At 63.3% G+C, this 16,795-nt stretch carries 18 protein-coding genes; 17 read left to right on the plus strand and 1 reads right to left on the minus strand.

Features of this window, described 5'->3' with window-relative positions:
- Positions 1-62 precede the first annotated feature (62 nt).
- Genes fliD through ACN9MW_RS24730 form a run of 6 tightly spaced genes read left to right on the plus strand, consistent with a single transcriptional unit; the run spans position 63 to position 5,911 of the window.
- Entirely contained in the window at positions 63-2,717 is a 2,655-nt protein-coding gene (fliD, locus tag ACN9MW_RS24705) for a flagellar filament capping protein FliD (protein WP_426163731.1), read from the plus strand.
- Positions 2,718-2,738: 21 nt separating this feature from the next.
- Positions 2,739-3,176: a flagellar export chaperone FliS gene (gene fliS, locus ACN9MW_RS24710; protein WP_426163733.1), complete on the plus strand. Its 438-nt coding sequence runs from the start codon at positions 2,739-2,741 to the stop codon at positions 3,174-3,176.
- A gap of 12 nt (positions 3,177-3,188) precedes the next feature.
- Entirely contained in the window at positions 3,189-3,515 is a 327-nt protein-coding gene (locus ACN9MW_RS24715) for a flagellar protein FliT (RefSeq protein ID WP_426163736.1), read from the plus strand.
- 14 nt (positions 3,516-3,529) lie between these two features.
- Entirely contained in the window at positions 3,530-4,807 is a 1,278-nt protein-coding gene (locus ACN9MW_RS24720; RefSeq protein WP_426163738.1) for a flagellar hook-length control protein FliK, read from the plus strand.
- Positions 4,794-5,150 carry an EscU/YscU/HrcU family type III secretion system export apparatus switch protein gene (locus ACN9MW_RS24725; RefSeq protein ID WP_426163740.1) on the plus strand — a complete coding sequence of 119 codons (357 nt, stop codon included), beginning with the start codon at positions 4,794-4,796 and terminating at the stop codon, positions 5,148-5,150. The genes ACN9MW_RS24720 and ACN9MW_RS24725 overlap by 14 nt, the downstream gene beginning before the upstream one ends.
- Before the next feature lie 26 nt (positions 5,151-5,176).
- Complete coding sequence (locus tag ACN9MW_RS24730; protein ID WP_426163742.1) at positions 5,177-5,911, plus strand: flagellar brake protein; 735 nt, start codon at positions 5,177-5,179, stop codon at positions 5,909-5,911.
- 76 nt (positions 5,912-5,987) lie between these two features.
- On the opposite strand, the gene fliE is transcribed toward ACN9MW_RS24730, so the two are convergent.
- Complete coding sequence (gene fliE, locus ACN9MW_RS24735; protein WP_426163745.1) at positions 5,988-6,329, minus strand: flagellar hook-basal body complex protein FliE; 342 nt, start codon at positions 6,327-6,329, stop codon at positions 5,988-5,990.
- 169 nt (positions 6,330-6,498) lie between these two features.
- Between fliE and fliF the strand changes: the two genes are divergently transcribed.
- The 11 genes from fliF (at position 6,499) to fliP (ending at position 16,789) form a co-directional block, all read left to right on the plus strand.
- A complete protein-coding gene (gene fliF / locus ACN9MW_RS24740; RefSeq protein ID WP_426163747.1) occupies positions 6,499-8,235 on the plus strand; it encodes a flagellar basal-body MS-ring/collar protein FliF in 1,737 nt (578 codons plus the stop codon).
- Positions 8,228-9,226 (plus strand): flagellar motor switch protein FliG, encoded by a 999-nt coding sequence (gene fliG / locus ACN9MW_RS24745; protein ID WP_426163749.1) that lies wholly within the window; start codon positions 8,228-8,230, stop codon positions 9,224-9,226. Before fliF ends, fliG begins: the two co-directional genes overlap by 8 nt.
- Positions 9,226-9,972 (plus strand): flagellar assembly protein FliH, encoded by a 747-nt coding sequence (locus ACN9MW_RS24750; protein ID WP_426163751.1) that lies wholly within the window; start codon positions 9,226-9,228, stop codon positions 9,970-9,972. Before fliG ends, ACN9MW_RS24750 begins: the two co-directional genes overlap by 1 nt.
- A 1-nt stretch (position 9,973) precedes the next feature.
- Positions 9,974-11,377, plus strand: coding sequence for a flagellar protein export ATPase FliI (gene fliI, locus ACN9MW_RS24755; RefSeq protein ID WP_426172295.1), 1,404 nt, complete (start codon positions 9,974-9,976; stop codon positions 11,375-11,377).
- 34 nt (positions 11,378-11,411) lie between these two features.
- Positions 11,412-11,852, plus strand: a complete 441-nt coding sequence (gene fliJ / locus ACN9MW_RS24760) for a flagellar export protein FliJ (RefSeq protein WP_426163753.1) — start codon at positions 11,412-11,414, stop codon at positions 11,850-11,852.
- A 12-nt stretch (positions 11,853-11,864) separates the two neighbouring features.
- On the plus strand, positions 11,865-13,328 hold the full coding sequence (locus tag ACN9MW_RS24765) for a flagellar hook-length control protein FliK (protein WP_426163755.1): 1,464 nt from the start codon (positions 11,865-11,867) through the stop codon (positions 13,326-13,328).
- A 129-nt stretch (positions 13,329-13,457) separates the two neighbouring features.
- Entirely contained in the window at positions 13,458-13,976 is a 519-nt protein-coding gene (gene fliL, locus ACN9MW_RS24770) for a flagellar basal body-associated protein FliL (RefSeq protein WP_426163757.1), read from the plus strand.
- 14 nt (positions 13,977-13,990) lie between these two features.
- The gene (gene fliM, locus ACN9MW_RS24775; protein ID WP_426163759.1) at positions 13,991-14,971 is read left to right on the plus strand and encodes a flagellar motor switch protein FliM; all 981 of its coding nucleotides are present in this window, start codon (positions 13,991-13,993) and stop codon (positions 14,969-14,971) included.
- A gap of 15 nt (positions 14,972-14,986) precedes the next feature.
- Positions 14,987-15,406: a flagellar motor switch protein FliN gene (gene fliN / locus ACN9MW_RS24780; RefSeq protein WP_055930721.1), complete on the plus strand. Its 420-nt coding sequence runs from the start codon at positions 14,987-14,989 to the stop codon at positions 15,404-15,406.
- On the plus strand, positions 15,403-16,041 hold the full coding sequence (gene fliO, locus ACN9MW_RS24785; RefSeq protein WP_426163762.1) for a flagellar biosynthetic protein FliO: 639 nt from the start codon (positions 15,403-15,405) through the stop codon (positions 16,039-16,041). Before fliN ends, fliO begins: the two co-directional genes overlap by 4 nt.
- Positions 16,031-16,789, plus strand: coding sequence for a flagellar type III secretion system pore protein FliP (gene fliP / locus ACN9MW_RS24790; RefSeq protein WP_426163764.1), 759 nt, complete (start codon positions 16,031-16,033; stop codon positions 16,787-16,789). Before fliO ends, fliP begins: the two co-directional genes overlap by 11 nt.
- Positions 16,790-16,795 lie beyond the last annotated feature (6 nt).

The following is a 16,795-nucleotide window of genomic DNA, read 5'->3' on the forward strand; positions in this document are numbered from 1 at the left end:
CAAGTCCCCTTTGATTCTGCCGTAAACAAGTTAGACTTATCTTGTTTCCTCAGGAGTTTGCCGTGGCCCTTTCCAGCACCCCAGCACTATCATCTCCCGGTATCGGTTCCGGCTTGCAGGTCAACGACATCGTCGACAAACTCATGGCGGCCGAAGCGGCGCCACTGGCGGGCTACGACCGCAAGACCGCGTCCTACCAGGCCAAGGTGAGCGCCTTCGGTTCACTGACCGCAGCGGTCGGCGTGTTCCAGAGCGCCCTGGGCGGCCTGACCTCGGCCAACTCCTTCAAAGGCTTCTCTACCACGGTAGGCAACAAGGATTTGCTGACTGCCAGCGCTTCGGCCAAGGCAGTGGCGGGCAATTACAAGATCAATGTCAGCCAGCTGGCGCAGGCGCAGACCCTGATGACCACTGGCCTGGCGAGCAAGACGTCGACTATCGGCCTGGGCGGTTCGACGACCCTGTCCTTCCAGTTCGGTACGGCCAGCGGCAGCTTCGGCTTGCAAGGCACGGGCCTGAGCTCATCGATGCTGGCCAACGGCTTGGCCAATGGCTCGCTCAGTATCAACGGCACTGCCATTCCAACCTCAAGCGGCACCAATAGCGCCACGGCACTGGCAAATGCCATCAATGACAAGACCAGCACGACCGGCGTCACTGCCACGGTGGCGAATATTTTCTCCACCTTTGGCGACGTGGCGACCGATGGCACGGGCTCTTACGCGCTGAAAGTCGGCAACGTCACGATCGCCAGCCAGGGAGCAGGCGTCGCGGCGGGCGCCGGCGTCACGGCTGCTTCCCTCGATGCCGACCTGGCCAATGCGGGCGGCACCACCGCTACCGCACTCGCTGCTGCCGGCATCACGTTTACCGGCAGTGCCGCCGCCGGCACCCTGGAATTCCGCAGTGCCAGCGGCGCCAGCGTGGCCATCACCGAAACCGCCAGCGGCGTCACCGGCGGCGCCAAGACTGCGGCGGGCGCCGCGAACGCCGGGGCCACCTACGCTTCGGCCAGCAGCGTCACCCTGACCTCGGCCAACGGCAGCCCAATCACCATCGCCGGCAACAATCCTGCCGCCGCCGGCCTGACTGCCGGCACCGGCGGCAGCATGTTGGGCGGTGGTTTCAGCCAGGATGCCAGCCAGCCAACGGGTTCCGTCGTCATCGACAGCACCAACAACACCCTGCAAGGCGTGGCTGACGCCATCAACAAAGCCAGCCTGGGCGTGACCGCCACCATCGTGTCCGACGGCAGCGCGTCCCCGTACCGTCTGGTGCTGACGTCGAACAAGACCGGCGAAAACGCGGCCATGAAGATCAGCCTGAGCGGTGACGGCAGCAACCCGCCGGACGCGGCCCTGAGCAGCCTGCTCAGCTATGATCCGGCCGGCACCCAGTCGATGCAGCAGACCAGTGCTGCCCAGGACACCAAGCTGACTGTCAACGGCATTGCCGTCAGCAGCCACTCCAACACTGTCAACGAATCGATCCAGGGCGTGGGCCTGACGGTCAACCAGGTCGGCAGTACGACGCTGAATGTTGCCCGCGACACCAACAGCGTCAAGACCAACCTGACGGCCTTCGTCAAGGCGTACAACGAACTCAACGGCGCGCTGAAAAAACTCACCGCCTACGACCCGGAAACCAAGAAAGCCGGCGCGCTGCAAGGCGACCCGACCGCCCAGTCGATGCAGGCGCAATTGCGCCGCATGATGAGCGGCCAGATCACCGGCCTGTCCGGCAGCCTGACCAATATGGGCCAGGTAGGCATTTCCTTTGCAAAAGACGGCACGCTCAGCCTCGACGACGCCAAGCTGAACAAGGCAATCGAAAAGAATTTCGGCGACATCGCCGGCCTGTTTACCGCGATCGGCAATGCCACCGACCCGAACGTCAGCTTTGTCAGCTCGACTGCAAAAACCAAGCCGGGCAGCTATGCGCTGAACATCACGGCACTGGCCAGCCAAGGTGCATTGACCAGCTCGGCAGCGCTGGGCAGCACCACGATTGCCGCCAACACCACCTGGGCGGTGACCCTGAACGACACCACGCCCAGCAACTCGAAAAATATCGCCAATGTCACCATCCCGGCAGGCACCTATTCGCCCGCCGAACTGGCCAAGATCGTACAGTCATCGATCAACGGCACAGCAGCCTTCTCGGATACCGGTTCCAGCGTCACCGCAGCGATCGACGGCAGCGGCAAATTGGTGCTCTCGTCCAGCAAATACGGCTCGGCCTCGAATATCGCCCTGACCAGTGTCAGCGGCAGCACCGTGGACAGCGTGTTCGGCGGCGCAACGCCGGTGGTCGGCACCGACGTGGCCGGCACCCTGGGTGGCAAGGCAGTGGTCGGAACCGGACAGACCCTCACCGGCGCCGAGGGCACCGATGCGGAAGGCCTGAAAATCGACATTACCGGCGGCGCCCTCGGCGATCGCGGCACCGTCTCCTTCTCGCAAGGCTATGCCTACCAGCTCAACAACCTGGCCACGTCATTCCTGGGCAGCAAAGGCTTGCTGACGACCGTGACCGAAGGCTTAAACAAGAGCATCAAGGACGTGGCCAAACAGCGCGACGCCTTCTCTTCCAAGCTGGACGACATTGAAAAACGCTACCGCACCCAATTTACGCGGCTTGATGCGACCTTGGCGAAAATGCAGAGCACGCAAGCGTATTTGACTCAGCAACTGGCGGCTATTGCCTCCAACAGCTGAGCGCAGGAATAAGGAGAGATTATGTTTGGAACTACTTCACGCGGCGTCAACGCCTACGCGAAAGTCGGTCTGGAAACCGGCGTCAGCTCCGCTTCGCCGCACAAGCTGATCGTCATGCTGTACGACGGCGCCCTGGCTGCGATCATGACTGCGCAGACCCAAATGAATGCAGGTAATGTGCAAGAAAAAGGCAAAGCCATCTCCAAAGCCATCCGCATCATCGACGATGGCTTACGTGCCAGCCTGGACAAGGAAGCCGGCGGCGAGATCGCCCGCAACCTGGATGCCCTGTATGACTACATGAGCCGCCGCTTGCTCGAAGCAAACATAAAGAACAGTCCGGAAATCCTGGACGAAGTGCGCGGCCTGCTGGCCGACCTGCGCGATACCTGGAACCAGATCGGCGGCAACCCTGCCGCGACCACCAATGCCCAGCCTGCTGCTTTGTCCAGCATGTAATCGAGGATGACAATGACGAACGTGGAAATTTTGACCGCCTACACCGCCATGGCCGCACTGACCCACAAGATGGTGGCGGCAGCAACGATGTCCGACTGGGACGGACTGGAAGTGCTGGAAAGCCAGGTAGCGGCCCAGGTGGCCCTGCTGCGCGGCAATGAGGAAGCAGTCGTGCTGGACGCCGCCGAGCGCCAGCAGAAGCTGGGCCTGATCAAGCAGATGCTGGACGACGACCGCCAGATCCGCGACCTGACCATGCCCTGGATGGCCCAGCTGTCCAAACTGATCAACAACAGCGGCACTGAACGGCGCCTGGCCGCCGCCTACGGCGCCGTCTGAGCGGGGCGGCTGCCATGCTGCCCCCGCGCCTGGATGTCCGGGGCGTCAGCGCCACCAGCGCGGCTTCGGCCGCGCCAGCGGTTGCCGCACCGCGCCAGGAAGCCTTCCAGCGCGCCCTCTCGCAAATGGTCGGGCAAACCCTGCCCGCCCAGGTCCTCAGCAAATTCTCCGATGGCAGTTTCCTGGTGCGCGTGGCCGATACCAATGCGCGCATGTTGCTGCCAAACGGCATCAATGCCGGCGATGAACTGCCTCTGACCGTCGTCAGCGGCCAACCGCGCGCCACGCTGCAGGTGGGCGCCGGCAGTCCGCAAGCGGGCCAGATGGCGACCTTCGTGTCGGGCGACCAGATGCCCGACATGCCGGCCCAAGGGCGCCTGCCTTCGCAGGAAGCGGCCATCCTGAACCTGAGCGGCAAGCAACCGCAGGCAGCCGGCGGCGCAGAAGCCGGCCAAACTGGCGCCGCGCAAGCCCAGGGCCGCGCGCTGAGTGCAGGCGCTGCCCTGCTCAGCAAAGCCCCGCTGGTGCCGTCCGACCAGTTGCCCTCGCTCGGCAAGGACACGCCGCAGGCCGCGCTCAGTCCCGCCGCACGCGCCATCGCCAGCGCACTGGCCTCCGCCTACACGACGCCGGGCATGCCGGTCACCATTAACGGCAAGGCGCCGCTCAGTGCCGGCGGCCCGCCCGATACGGGAAAACTCAGCCAGGGCTTGCAGCGCGCCCTAGGCGACAGCGGCCTGTTTTACGAATCCCATGTGGCCGAATGGGCCTCAGGCAAGCGTTCGCTGCAAGACTTGCAGCGCGAGCCGCAAATGCAGCGCCAGGCTGCCGCGCAAGGTGCGGGACAAAGCCAGGCTGATGCCGTGGCGAAAGCGTTGGCAGGCCCCGATCTGTCCGCCGCGCAAATGATCAACCAGCAGTTGCACACCCACGAACAAGGCAAGGTCATGTGGCAAGGCGAAGCCTGGCCCGGCCAGCAAATGCAATGGCTGGTCGAGCGCGACCAGCAAGGCGAAGCCGGCGGCAAAGGCAGCCGCCGCGAGGGGCGCGACGGCGAAGCCGATCCCGTCTGGCGCAGCGGCGTGCGCTTCCGTTTCCCCATGCTGGGCAAGGTCGCGGCCAACGTCACCCTGGTCGGCGACCAGGTGCATATTGCTGTCCAGTCCGGTTCGGAAGACACGGCTGCCACCCTGCGCGCCTGGGCCAGCGCCTTGCAGCAAGCCATGGATGCCGCAGGCGCACCGCTGACCTCCCTCGCCATCAACGCGGAGGGCAACGATGGCGCCGAGTGAGCAGAACGAGCAGCCGCGCAAGCCGCTGCAAAGTGCCGTCGCCCTCGCCTACAAGAGCGGCGAAGCGGCACCAAAAGTCGTCGCTAAAGGACGCGGGCTGGTGGCCGAGCAAATCATTGCCGTCGCCGCCGAACATGGCGTGCACATCCACGAGTCGAAAGAACTGGTATCGCTGCTGATGGAAGTGGACCTGGACCAGCAGATCCCGCCACTGCTCTACCGTGTAATTGCGGAACTGTTAGCGTGGCTTTATCATATTGAAGCAGCGCAAAAGACTGGCCAGCCTCCGCCCCCGGCGCCCGATCTCAGCGTACCGAATGAATCCCCAGAAAACGGACTTTGATGCACAGCTATATTTCGGAATCGGACATGGAAAACTGGCATGATTTCGAGGTCGCATCGCGCCGTGAGATCACTGCGCTGCTGCGCAGTATCGGCGAGAAAAACCAGTTGATCCGCATGCTCATCAAGGGCGAGTCCGATGTCTGCGTCACGTCGATCCTGGAAGTCGATGCCGAGGGCGGCAACGTCATCCTCGACTGCTCCATCAGCCCCGACCAGAACCGCCGCATCCTTGGCGCAAAAAGGCTTTCCTTCGAAACCACGCTGGACAAGATCCGCATCATGTTCAGCGGTGAGCACATCGAATCGACCACGTTAGAAGGCAGCCCGGCCTTCAAGATGCCGCTGCCGGCCAGCCTGGTGCGCCTGCAGCGCCGCGAGTTCTACCGCATCGCCACGCCGGTCACCAACCCCGTGCGCGTCCTGATCCCGCAGCCGGCTGAGCTGGGCGGCGGCAGCAAGCCGTTCCCGCTGTCCGACATCAGCTGCGGCGGCATTGCGATCCTCGACAACAGCCTGGAATTGGGCGACACGATTGGCAAGGTCTACAACGACTGCCGCATTGAACTGCCCGAAGTGGCCACGATCACCACCGGCCTGCAGATCCGCAACTCGCTGGACCTGACGCTTTTAAACAACAAAACCAACCGCCGCCTCGGCTGCCAATTCGTCGACATGCCGCGCTCCTCGCTGACCGCCGTACAACGCTACATCACCAAGCTCGAGCGCGAACGCAACGCCCGCATCGCCGGCCTGGAATGATGAAAGTCGGGGTCAGGTCTGGCAATCGGACAAATCGCGTCGCGATTTGTCCGATTGCCAGACCTGACCCCGACTTTCAAACCTGCATGTTCATGATGTCGTGGTAGGCCTGCACCAGCTTGTTGCGCACCTGGACGGTGGCCTGGAAGTTGATGCTGGCTTTCTGCATCGAGATCATCACGTCCGACAGGTTGACCGAATCGTCCCCCATCTGGAAACGCTTGGTCAGTCCTTCGGCCTTGTCTTGGCTGGCCTGCACCGCGTCCAGCGCGCCTTTCAGGGCGTTGGTGAAGTCGGGCTTCTCAGCCACTTTCTCGGTCTGGATCACCGGGGGCGTGGCTGACGGCCGCGTGGCCGCCGCATGCAGCTGGGCGATCATGGCCTGGATTTGGCTAGAATCAATTCCGCCTGTTCTCATTAGTTGACTCCAAGATACAATATTCCTGTTTTCAGGCTTCCAGAATACCCGTGTGAAAGCAAGGGGATAGCCTTGAGCAGCAAGGCAAACGGCCTCCTGTTCACGCATTTAAAGGACGCAACATCGCCTGATAATGTGCAACAGGCCCATTAACCCACAGTGATTACCCATGGCTGCAGCCGCCGAACAAATCGATATCGACGATCCAGAAGCCCAACAGGCGCCCAGGGGCCGCTTCGCCTTCTTCCAGACCCCTATGGGCAAGATGGTGATTCGCGGCGCTGCCGTGGCAGGCGTCCTGGCGCTCATCCTGATCCTGTGGATGTGGAATAAGGAACCGGATTACAAGGTCCTGTTCGCCAATTACACCGACAAGGATGGCGGCGCCATCACCGCTGCACTGGACCAGATGCAGGTCAAGTACAAGCTGGCCGAAGGCGGCCAGGCCATCCTCGTGCCCGCCGAGCAAGTGCACAATGTGCGCCTGCGCCTGGCCCAGCAGGGCTTGCCGAAAGGCGGCAATGTCGGCTTTGAGGTCATGGAAAACCAGAAGCTGGGCGTATCCCAGTTCCTGGAACAGGTCAATTACCAGCGCGCCCTGGAAGGCGAACTGGCGCGCTCCATCCAGTCCATCGGCGCGGTGGAGTCGGCGCGCGTGCACCTGGCCCTGCCGAAGCCTTCGGTCTTCGTCCGCGACCAACAGAAGCCCACCGCTTCGGTGATCTTGCAACTGCACGCCAACCGCATGATCGATCCGGCCCAGGTCAGCGCCATCGTGCACCTGGTCGCTTCTTCCGTGCCGGAGCTGTCGCCGGCCAATGTGACCGTGGTCGACCAGGCCGGCAACCTGGTGTCCGACATCAACAAGAACGGCAACGCGGCCAACAACGCCAAGAACCTCGACGCATCCCAGCTCAAGTACGTGCAGGAGATGCAGAAGCAAGTCATCAAGCAGGTCGAGTCGATCATCACCCCGATCGTGGGCGAAGGCAATGTGCGCGCCGAGGCTGTGGCCGACGTCGACTTCTCCGCCATCGAACAAGCCGCCGAGACCTACAAGCCGAACTCGCCGCCCGCCGCTTCGGCCATCCGCAGCCAGCAAAGCAGCGAGACCAGCGGCAATGCCAACGCCAACCCCGGCGGCGTTCCTGGCGCCCTGTCGAACCAGCCGCCGGGCGTTGCCACGGCCCCGCTGACGACCACGCCGCCAGGCGCTGCCGGTGCGCCGGGGCAGCCAGGCACAGGCGCCGCGACTGCCGCGGCCGGGCCAAGCCATAAGGAATCGACAACCAATTATGAAGTCGACAAGACGGTGCGCTATGAACAGAAGGCAATGGCCGGACTGAAGCGCATGACCGTCGGCGTCGTAGTAAACTATCGTCGGACCATCGATAAAAACGGCAAGGTCGTCGTCAAGCCGCTCAGCGCTGACGAAATGGCCAAGATCAACAGCCTGGTCAAGGAAGCCATGGGCTACAACCAGGACCGCGGCGATTCCGTCAGCGTGGCCAACGCGCCATTCGACGGCGTCGACAGGGAACCGGAGGCACCGCTCGAATGGTGGCGCGACCCGGCCAACCTGCCGCTGGCCAAGGAACTGGCGAAGTTCCTGATTACGGCCCTGATCCTGCTGTACATCCTGCTGCGTATCGTGCGTCCGATGATGCGTCCGGTATTCAAGAAGATCGACCAGATCAACGAACCGGAACCGGAACCAGAACCGGAGCCTATCGTGGAACCAGTCGGCCCGACACCGGAAGAATTGCTGGCGGAGGAGATCGCCAAGATGGAAGAAAACACTGCCCGCACCTACCGCGACAACCTGGCGCTGGCGAAGAAACTGGCTGCGGAAGATCCGCGCATCGTCGCCAACGTCATCAAGGAATGGATAGGCAACAATGACTGAGAATACCGGACTGCAAAAGGCCGCCATCCTGATGCTGGCCATGGGCGAAGCCGAGGCGGCCGAGGTGATGAAGTTCCTCGGCCCGCGCGAGGTGCTGAAGCTGGGCGCATCGATGGCCACCATGAAGAACATCCCGCATGAAATGGTGGTTGACGTGCTGGACGATTTCCGCGACCAGTACGCGGCCGCTTCCACCGTGGGCCTCGATTCGGACGAATACATCCGCCAGGTGCTGACCAAGGCGCTGGGCGACGACAAGGCGTCGGTCCTGCTGTCGCGCATTTTGGGCGGCAAGGATGCTTCCGGCATCGAATCGCTGAAGTGGATGGATTCGCAATCGGTCGCCGAATTGATCCGCAACGAACATCCGCAGATCATCGCCACCATCCTGGTCCACCTGGAGCGCGACCAGGCCTGCGAAATCCTGGGCCACTTCACCGACCGCCTGCGCAACGACGCGGTGCTGCGGATCGCCACGCTGGATGGGGTGCAGCCGGCCGCCTTGCGCGAGCTGAACGACGTGCTGACCAAGCTTCTGTCCGGCAATGAAAATATCAAGAAATCGACCCTGGGCGGCGTGCGCGCCGCGGCCGAGATCCTGAACTTCATGTCCGGCGAACAGGAACAGAACGTGATGGACAATATCAAGAACTACGACAACGACATGGCGCAGAAGATCATGGACGAAATGTTCGTGTTCGACAACCTGATCGACGTCGATGACCGCGGCATCCAGCTGCTGCTGCGCGAAGTGCAGTCCGAAATGCTGATCATTGCGCTGAAAGGCGCTTCGCAGGACTTGCGCGACAAGATCTTCAAGAACATGTCGGCGCGCGCCTCCGAAATGATGCGCGAAGATTTGGAAAACAAAGGCCCGGTACGCCTGTCCGAAGTGGAGACGCAGCAGAAGCAGATCCTGCAGATTGTGCGCCGCCTGGCGGATGAAGGCCAGATCGTGCTGGGCGGCAAGGGTGAGGATTCCTTCGTCTGATGACAAGCATCCCGAAAGAAAAACAGACGGCCTACCAGCGCTGGGAGTTGCAATCCTTCGGCGACGCGCGCCCGAGCGTGGTGGCCCAGCGCGAACGCGAGGAGGCGGAAGTGCGCGCCGCCCTGGCCGCCGAAGCCGCCGCACAGGCGGAAGTCGAGCAAGCCGAATACGCGGCGGAACCGGCTCCTGCCCCGGAATATCCAAGCGAAGAAGAACTGGCCGCGATCCGCGAGGAAGCACGCCAGCAGGGCTATGACGCCGGCTTCAAGGCCGGCCACGACGAAGGCGCGGCGCAGGCCCTGGACGAAGCGCGCGCCGCCACCGAGCAAGCGATTGCACCGGTGCGCGAGATCGCCGACAACTTCAGCAGCGCGCTGCGCGAAGCCGACCAGGCCATCAGCAATGAGGTGCTGGAACTGTCGCTGCACCTGGCCAAGGGCATGATCAAGACTGCCCTGCGCGTGAAGCCGGAACTGATCCTGCCGATCGTGCGCGAGGCCATCGAATACCTGCCGGTGCTGCAGCAGCCGGCACTGCTGATCCTGAATCCGGAAGACGCCGCCGTGGTGCGCGAGAGCATTGCGGAAGAACTCGACAAAGGCGGCTGGCGCGTGATCGATGACCCGACCGTCGAACGTGGCGGGTGCAAGGTCGATACAGCCTCCAACCAGATCGATGCCACCGTGGCGTCGCGCTGGCAGCGCCTGAGCCTGGCGCTTGGCAAAGACATTGACTGGATCGATTGAGATGGGCGCCCCCGACCCACAGGTGCACGCGGGCCGCTGGCGTTCTTACCTGAACGATTGCGCAACGCTGGTCGATTTCGTCGAACCGATGCAAGTGTCGGGCCGCGTCACCCGCGTGGCGGGCCTGGTAATGGAAGCAGTCGGCTTGCGCCTGGCGGTCGGCGCGGCCTGTACCGTGCCCCTGCCCTCCGGCGGCAAGGTCGAAGCCGAAGTGGTCGGCTTCGAGGGTGACAAGCTGTTCCTGATGCCGCAAAGCGACGTCGAAGGCATCATCCCCGGCACCCGCGTGTTCCCGGTAGAACAGAGCGTGCCGAAGCCCGGCAGCGTCAACCACCCGCGCCGCCGCCCCAGCGACCGCGCGCGCCATTTGCCCGTTGGCCCCGAGCTGCTTGGCCGCGTGGTCGATGGCGCCGGCCGCCCTCTCGACGGCCTGGGCCCGATCCAGACCAGCGATTCGGCGCCGATCAATGTGCGTCCCGCCAACCCGCTGGGCCGCGCACCGATCGTGGAAACGCTGGACGTCGGCGTGCGCTGCATCAATGCCATGCTGACGGTGGGACGCGGCCAGCGCATGGGGCTGTTTGCCGGCTCCGGCGTCGGCAAGTCCGTGCTGCTCGGCATGATGGCGCGCTACACCGAAGCCGACATCATCGTGGTCGGCCTGATCGGCGAGCGGGGACGTGAGGTGAAGGAGTTCATCGAGCAGATCCTGGGCGAGGAAGGCTTGCGCCGTTCCGTCGTCGTGGCAGCACCGGCCGACACGCCGCCGCTGATGCGCATGCAGGGGGCGGCGTATTCCACCGCGATCGCCGAGCACTTCCGCGACAAGGGCCAGAACGTCCTGCTGATCATGGATTCGCTGACCCGCTACGCGATGGCGCAGCGCGAAATCGCCCTGGCCATTGGCGAGCCGCCAGCCACCAAAGGTTACCCGCCTTCCGTGTTTGCAAAATTGCCAGTGCTGGTCGAGCGCGCCGGCAATGGCGAACTGGGCGGCGGCTCGATCACGGCTTTCTACACCGTATTGACCGAGGGCGACGACCAGCAGGATCCGATCGCCGACTCGGCGCGCGCGATCCTGGACGGCCACATCGTGCTCAACCGTCGCCTGGCGGAAGCCGGCCACTACCCGGCAATTGATATCGAACAGTCAATCAGCCGTGCCATGCACTCGATCACATCTCACACCCACCAGAACCAGGCGCGCCGGCTGAAACAGTTGTTTTCGCGCTACGAACGCAGCCGCGACCTGATCGCTGTCGGGGCGTACACGCCGGGCACCGATCCGGTGCTTGACCAGGCCATCAACCTGCACGATAAGATTGAACAATTCCTGCAACAGCAAATTACGGAGCAGGTGAACATGCCCGAGAGCTTGGGGCAGTTAACCTCTCTATTCGACTGATTGGTGCGTTTGGCCTTGCATATAATTGACTATCATGGCCTCTACCCAGCAACTTGAAACCCTGATCGACCTGGCGCAGCGGGAAACCGACGACGCTGCCAAGCGCCTTGGCGCGGCCTTGAAAGCCGTGGCGGACGCGGAAGAGAAGCTGAACATGCTGGTTGGTTACCGCGACGAATACGGCCGCCGTTTCGACGCTTCGCAGCAGCAAGGCATCACGCCGATGGCGTATCGCAATTTCCAGGCTTTCATGGAGAAACTGGATACTGCGATCCAGGGCCAGCAGGAAGTGGTCCGTCACAGCAAGGCACGCGGCGACAAGGAGAAGCAGTTGTGGCAGGACGCCGAACGCAAGCGCATGTCCTATTCCACCCTGCGCGACCGGGCCGAAGCCCAGGAGCTCAAGAAGGAAGCCAAGCGCGACCAGAAGGCCATGGATGAACACGCCTCCCGCCAGGCATTTTTCAAACGCTAGACCGATTCGATCATGCAAACCCAGACTGTCCAGAACTCCCCTCTTCTTTCCGGCAATTCGGCTGGTAGCCGTTCGTCCAATGGCGCGCAGGAAGACAAGCAGTTCGCACAGGCCCTGAACAGCCAGATCGAACGCCAGGCCAGGGCCTTGCCGCCATCGCTGCAGCCGCAAGCGAATGCCGCGCCGCGCCGCGCCGAGGCGCCGAAACCTGCCGCGCAGCAGCCAAGCCAGCAAGCGAAACCGGCATCCAGCGCGCCAGCGCCAGCCAACAAACCGGCCACGCAAGCTCAGGCGCCTGCCAAGGCCCAGCAAAGCGAGCAGCCAAACCAGGCCAATCATGCCGCTGCGCCTGCGGACGCGCAGCCGGCGCCGGCCGACGCGGCATCTGCCAGCTCTGCCACTGCCGCCAACGCCTCCAGCAGTGCCGGCGCGGCCAGCGACGAAACCGATAGCCAGCAAGCGGCCAACGATGCCGTCGCCGACATGCTGGCCATGATCCAGGGCCTGGCCCAGCCAACCGCGGCCGACGCGGCCAGCGCAGCAAGCGCGGCAGCCGCTGCGGCAGCAGCCTCCACCAAAGACGGCCGGGCCACCGAGGCCGAACTGGCCAGCGATGCCGTACTGTCCGGCAAAGGCGGCAGGAACGGCATTGCCGAGCGCCTGCCAGCGGAAGGCATGCCCGTCGACCAGGAGGCATTGCTGGCAGCGAAAGCTGCGGCAGAAGGCGCCGGCAAAGCACAAGATCCATCCCTGGCAGACGCGCTGGCGAAGGCACGCCACGGCGCAGCCGCCGAAACCGGCGACGCCAGTGCATCGTCCGCGGCTGCCGGCGGCAGCGACAAAGCCGCCGCCCAACCGCGCAGCGATTTCCAGGCCGCCCTGCAACAGGCCAGCGCCGACGCCGGCAAGGCCGCCGATGCCGCCGCGCTGGACACCAAACACGCCATCCAGCCGCAGGCCAGCGCCCTGCAGGCAGCCGCTACCGCCCTGGCGCCAGCCGGCGCAGCGAATGCACAAGCCGCCCAGGCCCTGGCCAGCAACCAGCTGCACGCCCGCGTCGGCAGCCAGGGCTGGGATCACCAGCTGGGCCAGAAAGTTGTCTGGATGGTCAATGGCGGCGAGCAGAGCGCCACCCTGACCCTGAACCCGCCCGACCTCGGCCCGCTGCAAGTGGTGCTGAGCGTCTCCAATGACCAGGCCAGCGTGGCCTTCACCGCTGCCCAGCCGGAAGTGCGCGAAGCGCTTGAGCAAGCACTGCCGAAGCTGCGCGAAACCATGGGTGAAGCCGGCATCACGCTCGGCGACACCAGCGTTTCCTCTGGCAGCCAGGACCAGCAGCAAGCGTTCGCTGATATGGCAGCCGCCGGGCGTGGCCGCGGCGTCGCCGATGGACAGAATGACAATGCGGAGCAGGCCCCGCAAGCAGCCCCTCAAGTGCGGCGCAGCGTGCTCAGCGCTGTCGATACATTCGCCTAAGGCAGAGATAGCCCTGCTTCCTGCCTCTTTTCGGCGCATCGCTCCCCGAAAGCTTTCGCGATAATGACATAATGGCGTCATGATCCAACTCTTGCATCCAAGGCAGCAGAATTGAAAGCGAATCCAAAAATGAAGGCTGATGCTAAGGCAGAAGCAGCACCGCCGGCAGGTGGCGGTAAGAAAAAGCTGATCATCATCCTGGCAGCCGTGCTGGTGCTCGCACTGGCCGGGGGCGCCGGGGCCTGGTTCATGCTGCATGGCGATAGCGGCGACGAACATTCTGAAGAAGCCAAGCCCAACAAGAAAGCCAAGAAACCGGCCAAGAAAGCCGGCCCGCCGGTCTATATCCCTGTGGACCAGTTCACGGTCAACCTGCAGCCGGAAAATGGCGACCAGTACCTGCAACTGGCGATCACGCTGCAGGCCAGCAGCCTGGAAGAGTCGGAGGTCATCAAGACCAATATGCCGAAGGTGCGCAGCCGCATCCTGCTACTGCTGTCGAGCAAGCACGCATCCGAGATCAACACTCCGGAAGGCAAGCAGCAGTTGAGCAAGGACATCATGGAAGCGGTCAACCTGCCGTTTGAAAACGGCGGCGAGCCGCAGGAAGTCTCCGAAGTGTTGTTTACCGCATTCATCATCCAGTAAGGCCCGGGTGAAGCATGGCTGATAATTTTCTCTCCCAGGAAGAAGTCGATGCCCTCCTGAAGGGCGTCAACGGCGACCAGGACGACGTCGCTGCGCCGGAGGAGACCTCGGGTGTCCGGACCTACAACCTGGCGACGCAGGAACGCATCGTCCGGGGCCGTATGCCGACCCTGGAAATTATCAACGAGCGCTTTGCGCGCCTGCTGCGCGTGGGCCTGTTCAACTTCCTGCGCCGCAGCGCGGAAGTGTCGGTGGGCTCGGTGCGGGTCTCCAAGTATTCCGAGTTCATCCGCAACCTGGTGGTGCCGACCAACCTCAACCTGGTGCACATGAAGCCGCTGCGCGGCACCGCCCTGATGGTGTTCGACCCGGGCCTGGTGTTCCTGCTGGTCGACAACCTGTTCGGCGGCGACGGCCGCTTCCACACGCGCGTGGAAGGCCGCGACTTTACCCAGACCGAGCAGCGCATCATCCTGCGCATCCTCGACATCGTGTTCGAGGCCTATACCAAGTCGTGGGAACCCGTGTACCCGGTGGAATTCGAGTACATCCGTTCCGAAATGAATACGCAGTTTGCCAACATCGCCACGCCGAACGAGGTGGTGGTGGCGTCGACCTTCACGATTGAACTGGGGTCCGTATCGGGCCAGATCCACTTCTGCATGCCGTACTCGATGATCGAGCCGATCCGCGACGCGCTGACCTCCTCGCTGCAGGGCGAGGCGCTGGAAGTGGACAAGCGCTGGATTCGCCTGATGACGCAGCAGATCCAGATCGCCGAAGTGGAACTGGTGGCCAAGCTCGGCACTGCCAAGGTCAATTTCGACGAAATCCTGAACATGAAGGTCGGCGACGTGATCCCACTCAACATCCCGGACACCATCGAGGCGACCGTGGATGGCGTGCCTGTGCTCGATTGCACCTACGGGGTGTTGAACGGGCAATACGCATTGAAGGTGGAGAAACTGCTGGCAAACGCGGATAATATGAAATAAAGCTAGGAGAGAAACATGGCGGATAATCAAGACGACGATACAAGCATGGATGACGATTGGGGCGCCGCGATTGCCGAGCAGGCCGCTGCCGAGGCTGCCGCGATGCAGAACCAGGCTGCCACTGCTGCCGTGTTCAAGGACTTTTCCAAGCAGCCGAACAAGACCGAAACCCATAACGATATCGACTTCATCCTCGATATCCCGGTCCAGCTGACTGTGGAGCTGGGCCGTACCAAGATCGCCATCAAGAACCTGCTGCAACTGGCGCAGGGCTCGGTGGTGGAACTGGATGGCCTGGCCGGCGAACCGATGGACGTGCTGGTCAACGGCTGCCTGATCGCCCAGGGCGAGGTGGTGGTGGTGAACGACAAGTTCGGTATCCGCCTGACCGATATCATCACGCCTTCCGAACGCATCCGAAAATTGAATAAATGAAGCAGAGCATTCCTGCCTTTTACCTGCTGCGGCCGCTGACCATGGCGGCCGTCTTCTGTCTCGCCGGCGCGCCTGCGCTGGCGCAGCAAGCGTCCGCCCCAGACACCATTTCCACCAGTTCGCAAGCTGCCCCGGCCAATGCCGCCAGCCCAGTTGCGCCTGGCGCCGCGCAAACTACTGCACCGGCCGCCGCGCCAGCGGCGACACCCGAACAGCAGGCCGCCATGGCCGGCGCCCGTGCCGCCAACGCCCAGGCGCCGAGCAATGTGCTGGCGGCACAAGCACCGTCCGCTGCCGGTTCGCTGTTCCAGACCATCCTGTCGCTGGGCTTTGTCATCGCCCTGCTGGTCGGCCTGGCCTGGCTGCTGAAGCGTTTCGGCCCGAAACACATCACGGGCGGCAGCAAGCTCAAGCTGGTCGGGGCGCTGAGTGTCGGCGCCCGCGAACGCATCCTGCTGGTGGAAGTCGGCGAGCAATGGATCGTGGTCGGCGCCTCGCCTGGCCGCATGAATGCCCTGGCGACCATGCCGCGCCAGGAAAGCGACGAAACCGAACTGGCCGGCGCCCAGCCGGTGCCTGGCGCGAATTTCGCCGAATGGTTCAAACAGACGATTGAAAAGCGCAATGGCAAATAAACGCGCGTGGCGCATGGCCGGCTGCGCGGCTGCCGGCGCGGCGCTATTGCTGCCCTTGCTGGCGGCGGCCGAACCGACCATCCCTGCCTTCACCAGCACGCCCGCCGCGGGCGGCGGCACCAACTACGGCCTGACGCTGCAAACGCTGATCCTGATGACGGCGCTGACCTTCATCCCGGCAGCGCTGCTGATGATGACCGGCTTTACCCGCATCGTGATCGTGCTCTCGTTGCTGCGCCAGGCGCTCGGCACGCAGTCGGCGCCGCCCAACCAGGTCATCATCGGCCTGTCGCTGTTCCTGACCTTCTTCGTCATGAGCCCGGTGTTCGACAAGATCTACACCGACGCCTGGGTGCCGCTGCAGGACAACAAGATCACCATGCAGCAGGCGATGGAGCGCTCGGCCGCGCCGCTGAAGACTTTCATGCTGAAGCAGACGCGCCAGTCCGACCTGGCCCTGTTTGTCAAGATATCGCGCAGCCAGGAACTGCAAGGGCCGGAAGACGTGCCGCTCAAGATCCTGGTGCCGGCCTTCATCACCTCCGAACTGAAGACCGCCTTCCAGATCGGCTTTGCCATCTTCATCCCCTTCCTCATCATCGACATGGTGGTGGCGTCGGTGCTGATGTCGATGGGTATGATGATGATGTCGCCCGCCGTGATTTCACTGCCGTTCAAGCTGATGCTGTTCGTGCTGGTCGATGGCTGGCAATTGCTGCTGGGCTCGTTGTCCCAGAGCTTCTATTAGGGAGGC

It is taken from the genome of Pseudoduganella sp. R-34 (genome assembly GCF_049904655.1).
Taxonomy (GTDB): Bacteria; Pseudomonadota; Gammaproteobacteria; order Burkholderiales; family Burkholderiaceae_D; genus Rugamonas.

What these genes read in the sequence shown, in the direction of transcription:
- fliP (WP_426163764.1), top strand. Translation starts at nt 16,031, where the DNA reads ATGGCAAATAAACGCGCGTGGCGCATGGCCGGCTGCGCGGCTGCCGGC.
- ACN9MW_RS24750 (WP_426163751.1), top strand. Translation starts at nt 9,226, where the DNA reads ATGACAAGCATCCCGAAAGAAAAACAGACGGCCTACCAGCGCTGGGAG.
- ACN9MW_RS24765 (WP_426163755.1), top strand. Translation starts at nt 11,865, where the DNA reads ATGCAAACCCAGACTGTCCAGAACTCCCCTCTTCTTTCCGGCAATTCG.
- ACN9MW_RS24720 (WP_426163738.1), top strand. Translation starts at nt 3,530, where the DNA reads ATGCTGCCCCCGCGCCTGGATGTCCGGGGCGTCAGCGCCACCAGCGCG.
- fliL (WP_426163757.1), top strand. Translation starts at nt 13,458, where the DNA reads ATGAAGGCTGATGCTAAGGCAGAAGCAGCACCGCCGGCAGGTGGCGGT.
- fliG (WP_426163749.1), top strand. Translation starts at nt 8,228, where the DNA reads ATGACTGAGAATACCGGACTGCAAAAGGCCGCCATCCTGATGCTGGCC.
- fliO (WP_426163762.1), top strand. Translation starts at nt 15,403, where the DNA reads ATGAAGCAGAGCATTCCTGCCTTTTACCTGCTGCGGCCGCTGACCATG.
- ACN9MW_RS24730 (WP_426163742.1), top strand. Translation starts at nt 5,177, where the DNA reads ATGGAAAACTGGCATGATTTCGAGGTCGCATCGCGCCGTGAGATCACT.
- fliJ (WP_426163753.1), top strand. Translation starts at nt 11,412, where the DNA reads ATGGCCTCTACCCAGCAACTTGAAACCCTGATCGACCTGGCGCAGCGG.
- fliM (WP_426163759.1), top strand. Translation starts at nt 13,991, where the DNA reads ATGGCTGATAATTTTCTCTCCCAGGAAGAAGTCGATGCCCTCCTGAAG.
- fliS (WP_426163733.1), top strand. Translation starts at nt 2,739, where the DNA reads ATGTTTGGAACTACTTCACGCGGCGTCAACGCCTACGCGAAAGTCGGT.
- ACN9MW_RS24725 (WP_426163740.1), top strand. Translation starts at nt 4,794, where the DNA reads ATGGCGCCGAGTGAGCAGAACGAGCAGCCGCGCAAGCCGCTGCAAAGT.
- fliE (WP_426163745.1), bottom strand. Translation starts at nt 6,329, where the DNA reads ATGAGAACAGGCGGAATTGATTCTAGCCAAATCCAGGCCATGATCGCC.
- ACN9MW_RS24715 (WP_426163736.1), top strand. Translation starts at nt 3,189, where the DNA reads ATGACGAACGTGGAAATTTTGACCGCCTACACCGCCATGGCCGCACTG.
- fliF (WP_426163747.1), top strand. Translation starts at nt 6,499, where the DNA reads ATGGCTGCAGCCGCCGAACAAATCGATATCGACGATCCAGAAGCCCAA.
- fliI (WP_426172295.1), top strand. Translation starts at nt 9,974, where the DNA reads ATGGGCGCCCCCGACCCACAGGTGCACGCGGGCCGCTGGCGTTCTTAC.
- fliN (WP_055930721.1), top strand. Translation starts at nt 14,987, where the DNA reads ATGGCGGATAATCAAGACGACGATACAAGCATGGATGACGATTGGGGC.